Annotated in this window: 17 protein-coding genes; all 17 read left to right on the forward strand. The window is 70.0% G+C overall.

Annotation, left to right across the window (positions count from 1 at the left end; translation table 11 throughout):
- Positions 1 to 51: 51 nt before the first annotated feature.
- The 17 genes from U7230_RS04565 to hisS all read left to right on the forward strand — a co-directional run bounded on the left by U7230_RS04565 (position 52) and on the right by hisS (position 19012).
- Complete coding sequence (locus tag U7230_RS04565) at positions 52 to 486, forward strand: cytidine deaminase (RefSeq protein ID WP_324717557.1); 435 nt, start codon at positions 52 to 54, stop codon at positions 484 to 486.
- Positions 487 to 541: 55 nt separating this feature from the next.
- The gene (gene sigI / locus U7230_RS04570) at positions 542 to 1318 is read left to right on the forward strand and encodes an RNA polymerase sigma-I factor (RefSeq protein ID WP_324717558.1); all 777 of its coding nucleotides are present in this window, start codon (positions 542 to 544) and stop codon (positions 1316 to 1318) included.
- A 35-nt stretch (positions 1319 to 1353) separates the two neighbouring features.
- Complete coding sequence (locus U7230_RS04575) at positions 1354 to 2316, forward strand: hypothetical protein (protein ID WP_324717559.1); 963 nt, start codon at positions 1354 to 1356, stop codon at positions 2314 to 2316.
- 69 nt (positions 2317 to 2385) lie between these two features.
- Positions 2386 to 3453 carry a tRNA preQ1(34) S-adenosylmethionine ribosyltransferase-isomerase QueA gene (gene queA / locus U7230_RS04580; protein WP_324718182.1) on the forward strand — a complete coding sequence of 356 codons (1068 nt, stop codon included), beginning with the start codon at positions 2386 to 2388 and terminating at the stop codon, positions 3451 to 3453.
- Positions 3450 to 4598, forward strand: a complete 1149-nt coding sequence (gene tgt, locus U7230_RS04585) for a tRNA guanosine(34) transglycosylase Tgt (protein WP_324717560.1) — start codon at positions 3450 to 3452, stop codon at positions 4596 to 4598. Before queA ends, tgt begins: the two co-directional genes overlap by 4 nt.
- 2 nt (positions 4599 to 4600) lie before the next feature.
- A complete protein-coding gene (gene yajC, locus U7230_RS04590) occupies positions 4601 to 4912 on the forward strand; it encodes a preprotein translocase subunit YajC (protein ID WP_324717561.1) in 312 nt (103 codons plus the stop codon).
- A gap of 4 nt (positions 4913 to 4916) precedes the next feature.
- Complete coding sequence (locus U7230_RS04595; protein WP_324717562.1) at positions 4917 to 5585, forward strand: HD domain-containing protein; 669 nt, start codon at positions 4917 to 4919, stop codon at positions 5583 to 5585.
- A gap of 148 nt (positions 5586 to 5733) precedes the next feature.
- Positions 5734 to 6954, forward strand: a complete 1221-nt coding sequence (gene secD, locus U7230_RS04600; protein ID WP_324717563.1) for a protein translocase subunit SecD — start codon at positions 5734 to 5736, stop codon at positions 6952 to 6954.
- Between the two features lie 74 nt (positions 6955 to 7028).
- Positions 7029 to 7922, forward strand: a complete 894-nt coding sequence (secF, locus tag U7230_RS04605) for a protein translocase subunit SecF (RefSeq protein ID WP_324717564.1) — start codon at positions 7029 to 7031, stop codon at positions 7920 to 7922.
- Between the two features lie 99 nt (positions 7923 to 8021).
- Complete coding sequence (locus U7230_RS04610; protein ID WP_324717565.1) at positions 8022 to 9719, forward strand: ABC1 kinase family protein; 1698 nt, start codon at positions 8022 to 8024, stop codon at positions 9717 to 9719.
- Between the two features lie 67 nt (positions 9720 to 9786).
- The gene (locus U7230_RS04615) at positions 9787 to 10113 is read left to right on the forward strand and encodes a lipopolysaccharide assembly protein LapA domain-containing protein (protein ID WP_324717566.1); all 327 of its coding nucleotides are present in this window, start codon (positions 9787 to 9789) and stop codon (positions 10111 to 10113) included.
- A 7-nt stretch (positions 10114 to 10120) separates the two neighbouring features.
- A complete protein-coding gene (recJ, locus tag U7230_RS04620) occupies positions 10121 to 12808 on the forward strand; it encodes a single-stranded-DNA-specific exonuclease RecJ (RefSeq protein WP_324717567.1) in 2688 nt (895 codons plus the stop codon).
- Positions 12809 to 12839: 31 nt separating this feature from the next.
- On the forward strand, positions 12840 to 13373 hold the full coding sequence (locus tag U7230_RS04625) for an adenine phosphoribosyltransferase (RefSeq protein WP_324717568.1): 534 nt from the start codon (positions 12840 to 12842) through the stop codon (positions 13371 to 13373).
- Positions 13374 to 13400: 27 nt separating this feature from the next.
- Positions 13401 to 15635, forward strand: a complete 2235-nt coding sequence (locus tag U7230_RS04630; protein ID WP_324717569.1) for a RelA/SpoT family protein — start codon at positions 13401 to 13403, stop codon at positions 15633 to 15635.
- Between the two features lie 6 nt (positions 15636 to 15641).
- Positions 15642 to 16136 (forward strand): D-aminoacyl-tRNA deacylase, encoded by a 495-nt coding sequence (gene dtd, locus U7230_RS04635; protein ID WP_324717570.1) that lies wholly within the window; start codon positions 15642 to 15644, stop codon positions 16134 to 16136.
- A gap of 44 nt (positions 16137 to 16180) precedes the next feature.
- The gene (locus tag U7230_RS04640; protein WP_324717571.1) at positions 16181 to 17716 is read left to right on the forward strand and encodes a peptidylprolyl isomerase; all 1536 of its coding nucleotides are present in this window, start codon (positions 16181 to 16183) and stop codon (positions 17714 to 17716) included.
- A gap of 12 nt (positions 17717 to 17728) precedes the next feature.
- Entirely contained in the window at positions 17729 to 19012 is a 1284-nt protein-coding gene (gene hisS, locus U7230_RS04645) for a histidine--tRNA ligase (RefSeq protein WP_324717572.1), read from the forward strand.
- The last annotated feature ends 23 nt before the right edge of the window (positions 19013 to 19035 follow it).

The raw sequence follows: 19035 nt of genomic DNA on the forward strand, positions 1-19035 counted from the left end.
GCTCGCGCAGCCGATACGGGGGTGGGCGTGTTGGGGGAGCATGCGACGCGGTTGACGCCTGAACAGGAAGAGGCCCTGGTGCGCCGGGCCTGGGAGGTCCGGGAACGGGCCTATGCGCCGTACAGCGGCTTCCGGGTGGGGGCTGCGCTCCTCACGGGCGACGGGCAGATCTTCACGGGGTGCAACGTCGAAAACGCCGTCTACGGAGCCACGTTGTGCGCGGAGCGGACGGCGGTCGGACAGGCGGTGGCGGCCGGGCAGCGGGACCTGGTGGCCATCGCCGTCGTCGCCGCGACCGACGCCCTCACCACGCCGTGCGGGATTTGCCGCCAGGTGCTGGCGGAGTTCGGCCCCCGGATGGCGGTGGTCGTGGACAACGGGAAAGAGCGCCGGCGGTATGGGCTCGACGAGCTGCTGCCCGACGCCTTTTCCCGTTCCCACCTGGAGGATGCCGCGGGGCGGCAGGTATCTTTCACCGGCCCGTGAAATCTATGCCTGCGCTACGCTGCCGGCCGCAAGACCAACACGAGGTGGCCAGACGGTGACAGAGAGGTCCGTTGCACAGGGGACGGAACAGGCCCGGGCGGCCGCCGCGGCGCCGAGCCAGGTGCACGAGCTGGTGCGCCAGGCGCAGGAGGGCGATCGGGCCGCCCGGGAGCGCCTGCTCGAGACGTACCGGCCGTTCGTCATGCGGGCCGCCGCGTCGGTGGCAGGGCGGTTCGTACGCGTGGGCCAGGACGACGAGGCGTCCGTGGCCATGATGGCCTTCGACGAGGCGATCAGCGCGTACAAGCGGCAGGGCGGCAGCAGTTTCTTCTCCTTCGCCGAGATGGTGATCCGGCGGCGGCTCATCGACCATTTCCGCCACGAGTCTTCGAGCCAGCGCCTGGAGGTGCCCTTGAGCGGGCTCGTCTGCGAGACGGAGGACGGCGAGCTCGACGATCCACTGCTCCAGGTGGAGGCCCGTGAGGCGCAGCGGCAGTTCGAGGAAGCGATCCTGGCGCAGGAGAGGCGGGAAGAGATCGGCAGGCTGTCGGGGATGCTCCACGGGATGGGTATCCGGTTCCAGGATCTGGTTGAGCAGTCGCCCCATCACCGGGACGCGCGGGAGCGGGCCCTCCAGGTCGCCCTTTCCATCGTCCAGCGTCCGGATCTCGCCGAGCAGGTACGCCAGAGGGGCAATCTTCCATTGAAGGATCTCGAAGGCCTGGTCGGCGTGAGCCGTAAGACCCTCGAGCGGCAGCGAAAGTATATTATTGCGTTGGTGCTGATCCTGAGCGGCGATTTCCCACATCTGAAGGAGTATTTGCGGCACTGACCCCGGGGACGGATCGCGTCGAGGGGGACCGGCTCTTGAGTCGAGTGAGAGGGCTACTGCTGGAGCGCACAGGCGAGCGCGAGGGGGTGGTCTTGACTCCGGACGGGCAGTTCGTCCGTGCCCGGATCGTGGACGAGGGGGAGTACCTCCCCGGCGTGGAGGTGTGGGGGATCGTGGGGCCGGCGCCCCTGGGAGAGCGCGTGGCGGCTTTCTTCGGATCGTGGCGGCGGACGGCAGCCGCTACGGCTCTGGCGTTCGGAGTGGTGGGCGCCGTGTTCGCCGCCGTCTACCTGAGAGGCGGCGCCCTCCCGCCGGTGCCGGGGAGGGCGGTGGTGCCGGGGGCAGGCTCCCCGGCGGCCACGCCGATGCCCGGCGAGGGGACCGCCGACGCCGAGTCCAAACCGGTGCGGGCGCTGGCTTCCGAGTCGCCGCCGGCGGCTCCTGCGCCCTCGATCCGCCTGTCGGAGCGCATGGATGCGCCGCAGCTGTCGGCCCGGACCGACTTCTCCGGCTGGAGCAACGTCCGGATGCGGATCGGAGAGAGGGCTGCCTCCGGGCGGGACACCACCGACATCGTGGAGCAGCTGCGTAGAGCGCTCTTGTCGGGCCGGGGTGAGGGGGATCGCCGGCCGGCTGCGAGGGGCGGCCCTGCTGCCACCTCTGGCGCGGATGCTCCGGCCACGCCTTCCAAGGGCCCCGATGGCGGGACGGCCGGAGGGGATGCGTCCTCCGGTGGCGACGTCTCGGTGGCCACGGTCGACGACGGCGCGTCGGACGCCAGCGTGGGGGGACCCAAGGTCGTCTCCCCCGCCACCGCCGCCGGGTCCAAGATCGCGCCCAAGAGCGAGCTCCAGGGGGCCGGCCAGCAAGGCGCCCGGGTGATGGACGCTACGAGCGGCTCGATCGAGGCGACGTCCGGTGGGGCGGTCGTCCCGGCAGAGGATGCCTCGTCGCTCCAGCTGGACGTCCCCTCGGTACGATTACGGGGAGGTTTCTGAGGCCGCCCTGCCTGCCCGGCGGCGTGCGCGTCGCGCACCCACTGCCCGGCCAAGCGGCGCACGCGCGTGATGGAGACCAGCCGTTTCAGCTACGAGTTGCCTCCTGCCCTCATCGCCCAAAGGGCGGCCGAGCCGCGCGACGCGTCGCGTCTTCTGGTCTTGCACGGCGACGGGCGCACCGAGCACCGGGTCTTCCGCGACGTGATCGAGTACCTGCGGCCCGGTGACCTCTTGGTCGTCAATGACACCCGGGTGATGAAGGCCCGGCTTTTCGCGCGCCGGCGCCCCCAGGGGGGCCGGGTGGAGCTGCTGTTGTTACGCCGCGCCGGCGGGGGGCCTGCCGGGGGCCCGCCAACCGCGCCCGACCGCGTGGAGCGATGGCACGTGCTGGTCAAGCCCGGCCGGCGGGCGCCGGTCGGACAGTGGCTCGAGGCGGGGGATGGGCGCCTGGGCGTCCGGGTCGTGGAGCGGACCGGCGAGGGGGGCCGGGTGGTGGAGCTCTCCAGCCAGACCCAACCCGTCGACACGCTGCTGGACGAGCTGGGAGCCCTGCCCCTTCCTCCTTACATTCGAGTGCCCCTGGACGACCCCGAGCGCTATCAGACGGTCTACGCGAGGGTGGCGGGCTCGGCTGCCGCTCCCACCGCCGGGCTCCACTTCACCCCGGAGCTCCTGGAGAAAATCCGCCGGGCCGGCGTCCGCATCGAGCCCCTGACGCTGCACGTCGGCGTGGGGACCTTTCGACCGGTGCGATCCGAGCGCGTCGAGGAGCACGTGATGCACGAGGAGTTCTTCACCATCCCGGAGGAGACGGCCGAGGCGATCCTCCGCACCCACGAGGCGGGAGGCCGGGTCTGGGCCGTGGGCACCACGGTGGTGCGGGCGCTCGAGTCGGCGGCGGTCGGTTCGCATCGGGTGCAGGCCGGGCCGGCGTCGACCCGCCTCTTCATTTATCCGCCGTACGCCTTTAAAGTAGTAGACGTGCTGATCACCAACTTTCATCTGCCGAGGTCGACGTTGCTGATGCTGGTGTGTGCCTTCGGGGGCACCGAACGCGTGCTGGCCGCCTACCGGGAGGCGGTGGCGCTCGGCTATCGTTTCTACAGCTTCGGCGACGCCATGCTGATCCTGCCGTGAGCTCAGCCTTTCGGGTAGACTTTCGCGACCGGTCGACCCGGGCCCGCCTCGGTCGCCTCGAGACGCCCCACGGGCGGGTTGAAACGCCCGTCTTCATGCCCGTGGGCACCCAGGGGACGGTCAAGGGCCTCGCGCCGCGCGAGCTCGAGGAGATCGGCATCTCCATGCTTCTGGCCAACACGTACCACCTCATGTTGCGCCCGGGAGCCGAGGTCGTCCGTTCCGCCGGGGGTCTCCACCGGTTCATGGGGTGGGAGCATCCCATCCTTACCGACAGCGGCGGGTTCCAGGTGTTCAGCCTGGCGGAGCTGCGCCGGGTGACGGACGAGGGGGTCGCTTTCCGCTCCCATCTGGACGGCTCGCCGCAGCTGCTCACGCCGGAACGGTCCATGGAGGTGCAGTGGGCCCTCGGCTCCGACGTGGCGGTGGTCCTCGACGAACTCGTCGGATTCGGGGCCGATCGTCAACAGGTGGAACGAGCCGTAGAGCGAACCGCTTCCTGGGCCCGGCGCAGCAAGGCGGCCTGGGAGAAGCTGGGCGGGCGGGGAGCCGGCGGGCGGCTGCTCTTCGGGATCGTGCAGGGGGGCGTGTACCCGGATCTGCGGCGGCGCAGCCTGGAGCTCACCCTGCCCATCGCTCCCGACGGGCTCGCCATCGGCGGTTTGAGCGTCGGTGAGCCCAAGGCGGCCATGTACGAGGTGCTGGCGGACCTCGAGCCGCAGCTGCCGGAGGAGCTCCCGCGGTACGTCATGGGGGTGGGCTCTCCGGACGTGCTGGTGGAGGCGGTCGCGCTGGGGTACGACATGTTCGACTGCGTGTTGCCGACGCGCCTGGCCCGCCACGGGGCAATCTGGACGTCGGAGGGCCGGGTGATCATCCGGGACGCGCCGTTTGCCACCGACCTTCGACCGCTCGACGAGCAGTGCGACTGCTATGCGTGCCGGTACTTCTCCCGGGCGTACGTCCGGCACCTGTTCAAGGCCGGCGAGATGCTGGGCATGCGCCTGGCTTCCGTGCACAACTTGCGGTTCTTGACGCGGCTCATGGAGAGCATCCGGCAGGCCGTCCGGGAAGGCCGGCTGCGGGAGCTCCGGGAGGCGATCCGGCAAAAGTACGGCACCCAGACGAAGGAAGGGGAGACCTGATAGTGACACCCATCTGGCTGGCAGCCAGCCAGGAGCAGGCGCAGGGCAGCGTGCTGAGCCTCATTCTGTTCCTGGTCATCCCGTTCGTTTTCTTCTACTTGCTGCTGTGGCGGCCCCAGGCCCAGCAGCAGAAACGCCGGGAGCAGATGCTCAAAGGTCTCAAGAAGGGGGACCGGGTGGTGACGGTGGGCGGGATCCACGGCGAGATCACCGCCATCAAGGACGACACGCTCACCGTCCGGATCGCCGACAAGGTCGAGGTCCGCATGAGCCGCTCAGGGGTCAGTCACGTTAAGGGCAAGGAGGAGGCGTGAGGGTTTGCCCGAGCGGGTGAGGCTGGAGCAAGTGCGGGCCCACCCTCTCATCGGCGCGCTCATCCGGGCATCCAACGAGCACCTGGCCGCCCAGGGCTTCACCGAGCACGGCCAGCGCCATGCGGAGCTCGTCGCCCGGGTGAGCCGCAACGTGATGACGCACCTGGACCGCAGCCAGCGGGAGGCGGAGCTCGCTGAGATAGCGGGCTACACCCACGACATCGGCAACGCGATCGCCCGGGAGGCGCACGGCCAGGTGGGGGCGGCCGTCCTGGTCCAGGTCCTCTCGGAGCTGGGGATGGATCCTTACGAAATCGCCGTCGTCGCGGGGGCCGTCGGCAACCACGAGGAAGAGGTGGGCCAGCCCGTCAACCCGGTCTCGGCGGCGCTGATCCTGGCCGACAAGAGCGACGTGCACAAAAGCCGCGTCCAGAACCCCGACCGGGCCCGCTTCGACATCCACGACCGGGTCAACTATGCGGTACAGAAGTCGTTCTTGCGGGTGCACCAGCCGGAGCACGTGGTCCAGCTCGAGCTCGAAGTGGACACCTCCATCATCCCGCTCATGGAGTACTTCGAGATCTTCCTCACCCGCATGCTGATGTGCCGGCGGGCGGCCGAGTTCCTGGGATGCCGCTTCCAGCTCCAGATGAACGGGGTCCGGCTGCTGTGAGGGGTGCACCGTCCCGGCGGCGAGGGGTTGCAGGACGCGCCGTGAAGGCGTTTGACCGGGATCGTGGGCAGGGACTATAATACGGCCTGTGCGCGTGGCAGAGGGCGTCCGCACCGGTCCAAGCGCGCACCGTTGAGGAGGACAGCGTGTGAGTTCGGTGAAACTGTGGAGAACGCTCCTCATTCTGGCAGTGGTAGCCGTTGCCGGGGTGCTCCTGCTCACGCGCCCGTTCCGCCTGGGCCTGGACTTGCAGGGCGGGACGCACGTCGTGCTGGAGGCGGAGCCGTCGCCCGGTATCGGGACGGTCGACGACCAGACCATGCAGCGGGCCCTGGCCATCGTCGAGCGGCGCGTCAACGGGCTCGGGATCGCGGAGCCCATCGTCCAGCGTCAGGGCCAGCGGCGGATCATCGTGGAGCTGCCGGGGATCGACAACCCGCAGCAGGCGATCCAGACCATCGGCAAGACCGCGCTGTTGGAGTTCAAGAGCCCGACGGGTGAGACGGTGCTGACGGGAGCCGATCTGGCCACGGCCAGCTTGAGCCGGGACCAGTTCGGGCGCCCGGCGGTCGCCATCGAGTTCAAACCGGAAGGCGCGCGCAAGTTCGCCGATCTCACCACGCGTTACGTGGGCCAGGTCATCCCGATCCTGCTCGACGGGCAGCCCATCTCGACGCCGGTCGTGCGTACGCCCATCCCGGACGGCAAGGCGCAGATCGAGGGCGACTTCACCGTCGAGGAGGCCAGGCACCTGGTGGTCCAGCTCAACGCCGGCGCGCTGCCCGTGCCGCTCAAGGTGGCCGAGGTGCGCACCGTGGGGCCGACCTTGGGCCGTGAGTCGATCGACCAAAGCCTGCGGGCGGGTATCGTGGGAGCAGCGCTCGTGTTCCTCTACATGTTGCTCTACTACCGCCTGCCGGGCGGCATCGCCGATCTGGCCCTGGCGGCTTACATCATCATCCTCCTCGGGGCCATGGTGGGGTTACAGGCGACGCTGACGTTGCCGGGCATCGCGGGGCTCGTGCTCTCAACGGGCATGGGGGTGGACGGGAACGTCCTGGTCCTCGAGCGGATCCGGGAAGCCCTGCGAGAGGGCAAGCGCGTGCGGGCGGCCATGGACGAAGGGTTCAAGGGTTCCCTTCGGACCATCCTCGACGGCAACGTCACCGTGCTGATCGCGGCGGCGGCGTTGTTCTACTTCGGAACGGGTCCCATCCGGGGCTTCGGGGTCACGTTGACCCTCGGTATCGTGGCAAGCATGTTCACGCAGATAGTGTTGACCCGCCTGCTCCTCTCGATCTACATCGACCGGGATCCTGAGCGGGCAGCGCGGCAACTGCTGCCTGGAGGGGCGGGCGTCTCCCAATGATCAAGGCCAGCAGAGTGGGTGGGGCAGCCCGAGCGGCGGAGCCGACCGCGTCTCCGGCCCGAGTGTACCCGTTCATGAGGTACCGAGCCTGGTACCTGGGGCTGACGGCGATCCTCCTGGCGGCAGCCGTCGTCGTGATCGTGACGAAAGGCTTCGTGCTCGGGATCGACTTCACCGGAGGGACGCTCCTGGAGCGGGGCATGCCACGCCCGGTGACGGCCGCCGAGGTCAGCACGGTGCTGCGGGGGCCAGAGCTCGCGGATCTCAGGCTGGAGGGATCCATCGTGCAGCCCCTGGACGGCGGCCGGGCGGTGCTGATCCGGACCTCCGAGCTCAATCAAGCTCAGATCCGGCGGGTCGACGAGGCCCTCAGGAACGCGTTCGGATCCGGCGTCACCGACCGGCGCACCGAGGTGGTCGGGCCCGTCGTGGGCCGCGAGCTCGTCAAGCAGGCGCTGATCGGGTTACTGCTGGCTTCGGGCGGGATCCTCGTCTACGTGACGGCACGCTACGAGTACCGCTTCGGCGTTGCCGCCATTGCGGCTCTCCTGCATGACGGGCTCGTGATCGTGGGCCTCTACTCCCTGCTGGGGATGGAGGTCAACGTGTCGACCGTGGCCGTGGTGCTTACCATCCTGGGCTACTCGGTCAACGACACCATCGTGATCTTCGACCGGATCCGGGAGAAATTGGGCAAGGCCGGGCGGCGCAAGGACTTCGACCGGCTGGCGGACGAGGCCATCACCGAGACGCTGCCACGCACCCTCAACACGGCGGGCGCCACGCTGGTCACGGTCCTGGCGCTTCTGCTGCTGGGCGGTGCCACCATCCACGACTTCGCGCTGGGGCTGTTCGTGGGCATCGCATCGGGTACCTACTCGTCGGTGTTCGTGGCCAGCGCCCTGTGGGTGGTGTGGCGCCTGGCCGACCTGAGGCGGAGCAGCCGCCGGGCCCGGGCGGCCGCCTGATCGCCGCCCAGGCCTGGCCAGGAGCCGAGGGCTCGAGGGGACGGCCGGGGGAGGCGTCCCCGGGCAGGACGGTGGCCGGTCGCTGGGGGCAGGTGAACCGTGAGCCGTTCACGGCCTGCCGGTGAGCCACGACATCTGGATCGGGAGGTGCCGGGGCTGTCACGACCGCTCCGGCACCTGCGCCGTTACCGGCAGGTGGCCGAGGTGCTCGCCCGGCACGGCTTCGCCGTGGTGCTGGAAAGCCTCGGGCTTCGCCGGCTGCTTCCTGCCTGGCATCGCACTGCACCGGCCGCCGGCGGGCCCGTGCACCTGCGGCAGGCGCTGGAGGAACTGGGGCCCACCTTCATCAAGCTGGGGCAGGTGCTGAGCCTGCGGGCGGATCTGCTCCCCCGCGAGTACGTCGAGGAGCTCGCCCGCCTGCAAGACCGGGTGGCTCCCGAACCTTTCGAGCTGAGCCGCAAGACCATCGAGGAGGAGCTCGGGGCTCCCGTCGAGCGGCTCTTCGCGCGGCTCGACCCCCACCCCATGGCCTCGGCCTCGTTGGGCCAGGTGTACGAAGGGACCCTGCCCACGGGCGAGGCGATCGTGGTGAAGGTGCTGCGCGCCGGGGTGGAGGAACAGGTCCGGACCGACCTGGAGATCATCGACGACCTGGCGAAACTGGCCCGGGAGCGCCTGGCCGAACGTCTGATCGATCCGGTGCGGCTGGCGGAGGAGTTCGCCCGTATCATGCGGCGTGAACTCGACTACCGGTTCGAGGCCCGCCACATCCAGCGGTTCCGTCACAACTTCCGCCACGACCGGCGCATCCGCATCCCCAGGGTGTACGACGCGCTCAGCGGCCGGCGAGTGCTGACGCTCGAGCGGCTCTGGGGGGTCAAGATCTCCGAGTGGGACCGGCTGCAGCAAATGGGCGTCGACCGGCGCGCCCTGGCCCGCACGGGGGCGCAGATCTTCTTGAAGATGGTGCTGGTCGATCACTTCTTCCACGGTGACCCCCACCCCGGCAACCTGCTGGTCGAGCCCGACGGCCGGCTCGGGGTGCTGGACTACGGGATGGTTGCGGCGCTCCGCCCTCAAACGACCGAGCAGCTGGTGCGGGTCTTCCTGGCGGTCGTGCGGCAGGACGCGGAGGGGGCCGTCCGGGGGATGCGCCGCATGGGCATCGTGCCCCCCGGCGCCGACACGCAACGGCTCGTCGGCGACCTCGAAGACCTCATTGCCCGCAACTACGGGCGGCCCATCTCGGAACTCGTCCTGGCCGACGTGGTGCGCGACTCGCTGGACGTGGCGTACCAGCACCGTCTCGTGCTCCCGTCCGAACTGTTGCTCCTGGCGCGCGCGTTGCTCCTGCTCGACGGCCTGGGACGCCAGCTGGACCCCTCCTTCAATCCGCTGGAGGTGGCCGTCCCCTTCGCCCGGAGGCTGGTCCTGCGCCGTCTGACCTTGCGGCGCCAGGCCCAAATGCTCCTCGCCCCTTTGCAGGAGGTCGTCGAGGTGGTTCGTACCCTCCCGCAGAGGGTCGATCGCCTGCTCGAGCAGGCGGAGACCGGGCGGCTCGCAGTGCGCTGGCGGCCCGACGGATACGAGGTACCGTTGCGCCGGCTCGAACGCGCGGTCAACCGGTTGGCGACGGCGCTGCTGGCCGGAGGTCTCGCCATCGCCGGCGCCCTCCTGTGGGACGAGACGGGGCCGCGCCTGGCGGGCATCCACGTGGCGGCCGGGCTGGCCCTCGTGGCTTCGATCGGGTTGTCCGCAGGGCTCTTCTGGGGCATCTGGCGCTCCGGCAGGCTGTAGGAGACACAGCGGCGCCGGGCAAAGCTGGGGGGAATCTCCGCTGACGGTCGTAGTGGTTGCGTTCCTCGTGATCGTGCTGGTGGTGGCGGCGTTCGCCCTGCAAAACACCGTGCCGGTGACCGTGCAGCTCCTGGCATGGAGCTGGCAGGTCGATGCCGGGAGGCTCGCCGCCGCCGCAGCGGGCGTGGGCGGGCTGGCCGTCGCGCTGGTACTGGGGGCGGACGACATGCGGCTGCGGTGGCAGCTTCGCCGGGCGCTCGGCAGGGCCCGCCGGCTCGAGGCGCGCCTGGCGGCGGTCGAGTCCGACCGGGATCGGCTGGCGGAGGCAGCCGCGGCGGCGACGCACCCCGAGGTGAGAGAGGCCGCCTCGGCCCAGGATCGCCCTACAGGCTGAGGCGGCCATGGGGCAGGGGGTTGTGGGCGTCCAGGCCGTGGAGTGGCGATCCCGCGCGCCTCAGCCGGCGAGGGCGCGGCGGTTGGCCGCTCTGCTGGGACTTCACCCGGTGCTGGGGCAACTGCTCATCCACCGGGGCATCGAAGAGCCGGCGGCTGCCGCGGAGTTCTTGCGAACGCCGGCGCCCTCCCGGCAGGCGTGGCGGCTGCCGGGCGTCAAGCAGGCCGCCTGGAGGATCCTGCAGGCGCTGCGGCGCCACGAGCCCGTGGTCGTCTACGGAGACTACGACGCCGACGGCCAGACGGCGGCGGCCATCCTCGTACGGGCGTTACGCTATCTGGGCGGACGGGTGCACTGGTTCATCCCGCATCGCCTCTCCCTGGGCTACGGCCTGCACCAGGAGGTCCTGCTGGAGATGGCGGAGCGGGGCATTCGCCTCGTGGTGGCCGTAGACTGTGGCCTGACCGCGATCGAGCCGGTCCGGGAGGCGCAGCGGCGGGGCCTGGACGTCGTCGTGGTGGACCACCACGAGCCGGCGTCGACCCTCCCGGAGGCGGCCGCCATCGTGGCGGCCCACCGGCTGGGGGCGTGGCCGGGAGCCGACCGGCTGAGCGCGGCGGGCCTGGCCTACCACACCGCCATGGCGTTGTTGGACCTCGCCGGTACGGAGGAGGGCCCGATGGCCCCTGCCCTCGTGCAGCTGGCTGCGATCGGTACCGTCGCCGACGTCGTGAGCCTGACGGGCGAAAACCGCCGGCTCGTGCGGGAGGGGCTGCAGCAGATCCGCACGGCTCCCCTCCCGGGCATCGCCGCGCTTGCCCGGGTCGCCGGCGTCGACCCGGGCTCGGTCGATGCCTACCACGTGGCCTACATCCTGGCGCCCAGGCTCAACGCCGCCGGGCGCGTGGACGACCCCGGCGTCGGCGTGGGGCTGTTGCTGGCGGAGGAGGAGCCACAGGCGCAGGCGGCCGCGCTGCGCCTGGAGGAGGCCAACCGGGCTCGCCAGGCCACGGAGCGCGAGGTCCTCGATCAAGCGCTCGAGCGGGCCGAGGCGCTGGTCGAGGCGGAGGATCCCCCGATCCTGGTGGTGAGCGGGGAGGGCTGGCATCCCGGGGTGATCGGGGTGGTGGCCTCGCGGCTGGTCGACCGCTTCGCGCGCCCGGCGCTGGTCATCACGACGGAAGGGGAGAAGGCTCGGGGGTCGGGGCGCAGCGTCCCGGGGGTCGACCTGTACGCCCTGCTCTCCGCATGCTCCCGCACCTTCACCCACTTCGGGGGCCACCCCATGGCGGCCGGTTTCTCGCTGGCCAGCGCCGACGTCGAAGCCTTACGGGATTGCGTGACGCAGACGCTGGCTTCCCGCTGGCGGGGACCGTACGTGCGGGTCCTCGACGTCGAGGCGTGGGTCGACCTTCGCGACGTGGACGAAACGCTGGTGCGCCAGTTGCGCCTGCTCGAGCCGCACGGAGAGGGCAACCCCCGTCCCGTGCTGGCCAGCCAAGGCCTGGCGGTGGTGGAGGCGCGGCCGATCGGTGCCGACGGCCGGCACCTGAGGCTGGTGGTGAAGGAGCGCCGGGAGGGCAAGGAGATGCCCGTGGTGGCGTTCGGGAAGGCGGAGGCATGGAAGGAGATCCTCGACCGCGCCACCTCGGCGGGCGTACCGGTGGATCTGGCTTTCACCCCTCAAATGGGCCGGTGGGGCGAGGTCGAGTTGAAGGCGCTCGAGCTCCGGGAAAGCGCTCGAGACGGCTGTGCGCCGCTCGTGTGGGATCCGCAAGGGTCGCGCTCGCCGGTGCTGCCCGCAGGCTCCGAAGCGGAGCTGCGGCCACGGAGACCGGAAGGGGCGACTCCGGCGCCGGCGGTCGTGGAGGACCGCCGCGGGCTTGCCGATGAGGGAATCGGCGCGCTCGCCGGGTGGTTGCGCCATACCCTGGACGCGATGCCCGGCACGACGGACGAGGTTGGTGTGCTCGTCGTCGTGCACGAGTGGCGGGAGGCCGTCCGCACGTGCGCGGCCCTGTGGGAGCATGCGCCGGACCTGGCGCACCGGGTAGGCTGGATGGACGAAGGGGCAGGGCGGGCTGCCGCCGGCGGCCCGCCATGGGAAACGGCCTTGCTGCACGGGCCGAGGGCTCTGGTGGCATCGCATCCTCGAGGGATGGAGCTCCTCGACGCCGCAGGGGTGGTGCTGGTCTGGCAAGTGCCCCCGGACGTCTGGGAATGGAAGGCAGCCTGGCGCAACCGGGGGGCGGTGCGGGTCGTCCTGGGCTACGGCGAGGCGGAGCGCGATCGCCTCGAGCGCACCATCCTGCAGGCGTTGCCGGGGGTGGAGGAGCTCCGGCACATCTTCCGCCTTTGCTCGGCGCAGGCGCGCGTGGCGGGGCCTCGCCTGGGCCCGGACGTGGTGGGGCTCGTGCAGAGCCTGCAGGTGCTGGATCCGGCCTGGAGGCCCGGTCGTCCCGTTCAACTGGTGGAGCGGGCGCTCATGGTCTTCGAGGACCTGGGGCTCGTCGAGCGGCTTGCGGGTGACGGGGGCTGGGTGTGGAAGGGGGCGAGAGCGGGAGTAAAGCTCGACTTGGCGCAGTCCCGCCGTTATAATGAGTTCACTCGGGCCCGCCGCTCGTGGCAGGAAGTCGTCCAGGAGGCCTTCCGGCAAGGGGCGCCTGCCTGGTGGCAACGAGGCTGCGGCGGGTGAGCCGTGGGGTTGGGAAGAAGGCATCGGGGCCATGGATTTGAAAGCGCTCATCCGGGAGATTCCCGATTTCCCGAGGCCCGGCGTCAGTTTCAAGGACATCACGACGCTGATGAAAGATCGCGCCGCGCTGGCCTACGTGGTGAGGAGTCTGGCCGACCATTTCCGCGGCGCGGGTATTCAGACGGTCGTAGGGGTCGAGTCGCGGGGGTACGTGCTGGGAGCCCCCCTGGCCTATGAGCTCGGGACGGGCTTCGTCCTGATCCGCAAGCCCGGGAAGCTCCCCGCAGCGACCATCCGGGTCGAGTACGACCTCGAGTACGGCAAGGACGCGCTGGAGATCCACCGCGACGCGCTCCAAAGGGGAGAGCGGGTGCTCCTGGTGGACGACCTCCTGGCCACGGGCGGCACCATGAGCGCCGCGGCCCGGCTCGTGCGGGAGCTGGAGGCCGAGACCGTGGGCTTCGGGTTCCTCATCGAGCTCACCTTTCTCGGAGGCAGGGAGCGCCTCAAGAGCATGGGGTTCTCCGACTCCCAGATCGTAACGCTGGTGCGGTATGATGCGTGAGGGGGACCGGGCCGGCTGCGGGTCGGGATGAATCAGGCGACGGCCGCCACTACGCTGGATGCGCCCCTGGAGGCGCTCATCGATCGGATCCGTGCCTACAATCCAACGGTGGACACGGAGCTATTGGCGCGCGCCTATACGTTCGCGCGCCAGGCGCACGCCGGCCAGGTACGAGACTCCGGCGAATCCTACTTCCAGCACCCCGTGGAAGTCGCGCGGATCCTGGCGGAGCTCCAGGTGGACGTGGCGACCATCGCGGCGGGGCTGCTGCACGACGTGCTCGAGGATACCCCGGTGACGGTGGAGGAGCTCACGGAGCACTTCGGCCCGGAGATCGCCCGGCTGGTCGACGGGGTCACCAAGCTGAGCAAGATCCCGTTCCAGTCCCGGGAGGCCCAGCAGGCGGAGAACCTGCGCAAGATGTTCCTGGCCATGGCCGAGGACCTGCGCGTGGTGCTGATCAAACTGGCCGACCGCCTGCACAACATGCGCACCCTTCGCCACCTGCCGCCCGAGCGCCAGCGCAAGGTGGCGCGCGAGACGCTCGAGATCTACGCGCCGCTCGCTCACCGCCTCGGGATCTGGCAGCTCAAGTGGGAGATGGAAGACCTCGCCCTGCGCTACCTGGACCCTACGGCCTACTACCAGCTGGTGCAGGCCGTGGCCAAGAAGCGCACCGAGCGCGAGGGCGAGCTCGAAGAGGTCATGGAGATCCTGCGCCGCAAGCTGGCGGAGATGGGGATCGCCGGGCGGGTGCAGGGGCGCCCCAAGCACTTCTACTCCATTTACCAGAAGATGCGCACCCAGGGCCGCTCGCTGGACGAGATCTACGACCTCATGGCCGTGCGGGTCATCGTGGGCGACGTCAAGGACTGCTACGCCGTGCTGGGCATGGTGCACAGCCTCTGGAAGCCGATACCAGGCCGCTTCAAGGACTTCGTGGCCATGCCCAAGTCCAATCTGTACCAGTCGCTCCACACCACGGTCATCGGGCCCCGGGGCGAGCCACTGGAAGTGCAGATCCGCACCCAGGAGATGCACGAGGTGGCCGAGCGCGGCATCGCCGCCCACTGGCTGTACAAGGAGAAGCGGACGGCGAGCGCGTTCGACGCCAAGGTCGCCTGGTTGCGCCAGGTGATGGAATGGCTGCGGGAGATGAAAGACCCGCACGAGTTCATGGAGACCCTCAAGATCGACCTCTTCGAGGACGAGGTCTTCGTCTTCACGCCGAAGGGGGACGTCAAGAACCTCCCGGCAGGCTCCACGCCGGTCGACTTCGCCTTCTCGGTCCACACGGACATCGGCTTGCGCTGCGCGGGTGCCAAGGTCAACGGGCGGCTCGTGCCCCTGCACTACCGGTTGCGCAACGGTGAGATCGTGGAGATCGTCACCGGCAAACACGCGCAGCCGAGCCAGGACTGGCTCAACTTCGTCAAGACGTCGAAGGCCCGGAGCAAGATCCGCAGCTACCTGAAGGAGGCGCGGCGCGAGCAGAGCCTGGCCCACGGCCGGGAGATGCTGGAGCGCGAAGCCCGGAGGTTGGGCATCGACCTGGCCGAGGCGGCGAAGGAGGACGCGCTGGCCCAGTTGAGCCGGCGTTACGGGCTCGCCTCGGTGGAGGACCTGTACTCGGCCATCGGGTTCGGGCGGATCTCGGCCGCGCAGGCGCTGGCGCGCCTGGTGGGCAAGGAGGAGTTGGCCGAGCACGCGCACCGTCGGCCGGAGACCCCGGTGCGCCCCGGCCGCGGCGAGACCGACGCGGGCAGCAGCATCGTGGTGGAGGGGGCAGACAACCTCCTGGTGCGGTTTTCCAAGTGCTGCTCGCCCGTGCCGGGCGATGCCATCGTCGGCTACATCACCCGGGGGCGGGGCATCTCGGTCCACCGGGCCGATTGCCCCAACCTGCAGCAAATGCTGGTGGAGCCGGACCGGCAGGTCCAGGTGCGCTGGCGCAGCGTGGCCGGCGTGCTGTACCCGGTGGACCTGCAAATCGAGGCGCACGACCGGGTCAACCTGCTCTCCAACATCATCAACGCCATCTCGGACGGCAAGACCAACATCGAAGCCGTGCAGACCCGCACGACCCGTCATCACCTGGCCATCATCCACGTCGTGGTGGACATCGACGGGATGCCTCACCTCGCCGATCTCATGCGCCGCCTCCGGCAGGTCGAGGGCGTCATCGACGTTCGCCGGGCGCAGGCCAGCTCGCCGGCCTCTCCCGCGGCTCCGGGCCCCGTGCGGCACGCCCCGGAGGTCTAGCGCTCCGTGCGCGTCGTGGTCCAGCGGGTGAAAGAGGCGCGCGTCATGCTCGAGGACGGCGGCGTGGTCGCCTCGACGGGACCGGGGTTGGTGGCCCTCGTCGGCGTGGAGCACGGCGATGCGCGGCCGGACGCGGAGTGGATGGCGGAGAAGCTGGCGGGCTTGCGGATCTTCGAGGACGATCGGGGCCGTCTCGACCGGTCGGTGCAGGAAGCCGGCGGTTCCATCCTCCTCGTCTCCAACTTCACCGTGGCAGGGGAGTGCCGTAAGGGGCGCCGGCCGAGTTTCGAGCGCGCCGCTGCGCGCGAGCAGGCGCGCCGGGTGATGGAGCAGCTGGAAGAGGCGGTCAGGCGCCGGGGGATCCCGGTCGCGACGGGAAGGTTTGGCGCCTCCATGCAGGTGATGCTGGTCAACGATGGCCCCGTGACGCTGGTCGTGGAGACGCCGCCCAAAGCGGTGACGGCCGGGGCGCAACTGGACGGGCCGTCGAAGGGGCGGTAAAATGGCGCGCGTCGCGGTGGGTAGAGGGGTGGCGCATTCGGGCGATGCTGTTTGAACGCATGCGTTCGCAGATGAAATGGATCATCGTCGTGGTGGCGGTGGCCTTCGCCGTGACCTTGCTGTACGTCGGGGTGCCGTTCTTCTTCCGCGGGGAACAGAGCGCCCAGGCGGCCATCGCCAACGTCAACGGGCAGTCCATCGACCTGGCGTCCTTCCAGCGAACTTACCTGGACCAGCTGCGCGCCTACGAGCAGAGCCGTGGCACCGTCCGGCCGACCGACATCGAGGAGATCAAGTACCAGGCCCTCAGCCAGCTCATCAACATGAGGCTTTTGGTGCAGGCCGCCCGCGACGAGGGGATCAAGGTCAACCGCAAGGACGTGGACGCGCGCTTCAACCAGGTGCGAGACGGCTTCCCCTCGGAGGCGGAGTTCAGGCGGCAGCTGCAGCTGCGCAACATGACGGAGCAAGACCTGCGCAAGGCCATCGAGGACGGGCTCATGGCGGAGAAGCTCCAGGAGAAGCTCGCCTCCGGGATCCAGGTCAGCGACCAGGAGGTGGCCCGGGCCTACGAGCAAGTTCACGTCCGCCAGATCCTCGTCCGCCCCGCCAGGGCCGACGACGCCGGGTGGGCGGAGGCGAAACGGCGCGCCGAGCAGGTGCAGCGGGACCTGAAGGCCGGGGCCGACTTCGCTGCCCTTGCCAAGAAATACTCGGACGACGAGGCGACCAAGGCGAAGGGCGGCGATCTGGGCATGCTGGGCCGGGGGGCGCTGCCGGCGCCGGTGGAGGCCGTGGCGTTCCAGCTGGCCAAGGGCGCCGTCTCCCAGCCGGTGAAGAGCGATCTCGGCTACCACATCGTGCAGGTACTCGACCGCAAGGAGGCCAGGGGGCCGGAGTTCGAGAAGGAGAAGCCGCAGCTCGTCGACCAGCTCCGCCAGGAGAAGGCCAACGAGGCGTTTGCCAAGTGGTTCGCCGACCTGCGGCGGCAGGCCTCGGTCTCGATCCTCGATCCGCAGCTGGCCGCCCGGGAGGCGCTGGCCCGCGGGGACGCCGAGCAGGCGCTGGCGCTCTATCGCCAGGCGGCCGAGAAGACGCCGGACGACGCGTACGTGCAGTACGGCATCGGCGCCACCCTGATGGGCCTCAAGAAGCTCGACGAGGCGGTCGCGGCCTTTCAGAAGGCGACCGAGCTCGCTCCGAGCGACCCGGTGCTGCAGCTGGCCCTGGGCAACGCCTACCAGCAGAAGGGCGACAAGGCCAAGGCGGCAGCCGCTTTCCGCAAGGCGTCCGAGCTGTCTCCCATGGACCTGCAGATGCACCTGACGCTGTACATGATGTTCAGCAGCCTGGGCCTCAAGGACGACGCGGCCCGGGAGGAGCAGGAGCTGGAGAAGATCCAGAAGGTCATGGAGGAGCAGCAAAAGGCGCAGGAGGAGTTCATGAAGCGGCTGCAGGAGCAGCAGCAAAAGCAGTCAGAGAGCTCTGCGCCCCCACAGCCGCAAGCGCAAGAGCAGCCGGCGCCGTCGCAGCCGTCGCAAGCGACGCCCCAACCGGCGCAGCCCAAGACCAACCCGTAGGAGTCACGAGGGATGGCAACGGTCAAGGCACCTCGGGGCACGGAGGACGTGTTGCCGGGCCGTTCGGAGCAATGGAGCCGCCTGGAGGCCGTCACCCGTGAGGTGATGGCCTCTTACGGCTACCGGGAGATCCGGACGCCCGTCTTCGAGCACACGGAGCTGTTCGTTCGCGGGGCGGGCGAGGCGACCGACGTGGTCGAAAAGGAGATGTACACCTTCGCCGACCGTTCCGGGCGCAGCATCACGTTGCGGCCGGAGGGGACGGCACCGGTGGCCCGGGCCTACATCGAGCACGGGATGAAGCTGTGGCCGCAGCCGGTGAAGCTGTTTTACATCGGGCCCATGTTCCGCTACGAGCGCCCGCAGGCAGGCCGATTGCGCCAGCACTACCAGATCGGCGCCGAGGCGCTCGGTTGCGGCGATCCGGCTCTCGACGCCGAGGCGATCCTGCTGCCCATCGAGCTGTTCCGCAGGCTGGGTCTGTCCGGGTTTTCCGTGCACCTCAACAGCATCGGTTGCCCGCGTTGCCGTCCGGCTTACCGGGAGCGCCTGCTCGAGTACCTGCGACCCCGGGCGGCGCAACTGTGCGAAAGCTGCCAGCGCCGGCTCGAGCGAAGCCCGTTGCGGGTACTCGACTGCAAGGTGCCCACGTGCAGGGCGGTCACCGAGGCGGCGCCGCGCTCGTTCGACTACCTGTGCGACGACTGCCGCGTGCACTTCGAGACGCTGCAGGGCCACCTGGGGGCCCTGGGAGTCTCGTATACGCTCGACCCCCGCCTGGTTCGCGGCTTCGACTACTACACCCGCACCGTTTTCGAGGTGCTCTCGGACCAGCTGGGCGCCCAAAACGCCCTGGCCGGCGGGGGTCGCTACGATGGTCTGGTGGAGAGCCTGGGCGGGCCGCCCACTCCCGGGGTCGGGTTTGCCTCCGGGATGGAGCGGGCGATGCTCGCGGCCTCCTCCGCCGGCAAAGCGGGCGGGATCGAGGACGGCCGCGCCGGATGGATCGACGTCTACGTGGCAAGCGCAGCCCCTGCGCGGCGCCGGGAGGCGCTGCTCGTCACCCGGCGGTTGCGCGAGCAGGGGTGGCGGGTGGAGACCGACTACGAGGGGCGGAGCCTCAGGGCGCAGTTGCGCTGGGCGGACCGGGCGGGAGCCCGGGTCGCGGTCATCGTCGGAGAAGAGGAGACGAGCGAGCCCGGCGACCCGATGGTGGTGAGGCACCTGGCGCGAGGCGAGCAGCAGCGGGCGGACGACGCGCAAGTCGTGGCGTTGGTGGGCCGGTGGCTGGCCTAGAGGGAGCGCCGGCCTCACGGGAG

Origin of the sequence: Limnochorda sp. L945t (assembly GCF_035593305.1) — a bacterium.
Taxonomy (GTDB): Bacteria; Bacillota; Limnochordia; order Limnochordales; family Geochordaceae; genus Carboxydichorda; species Carboxydichorda subterranea.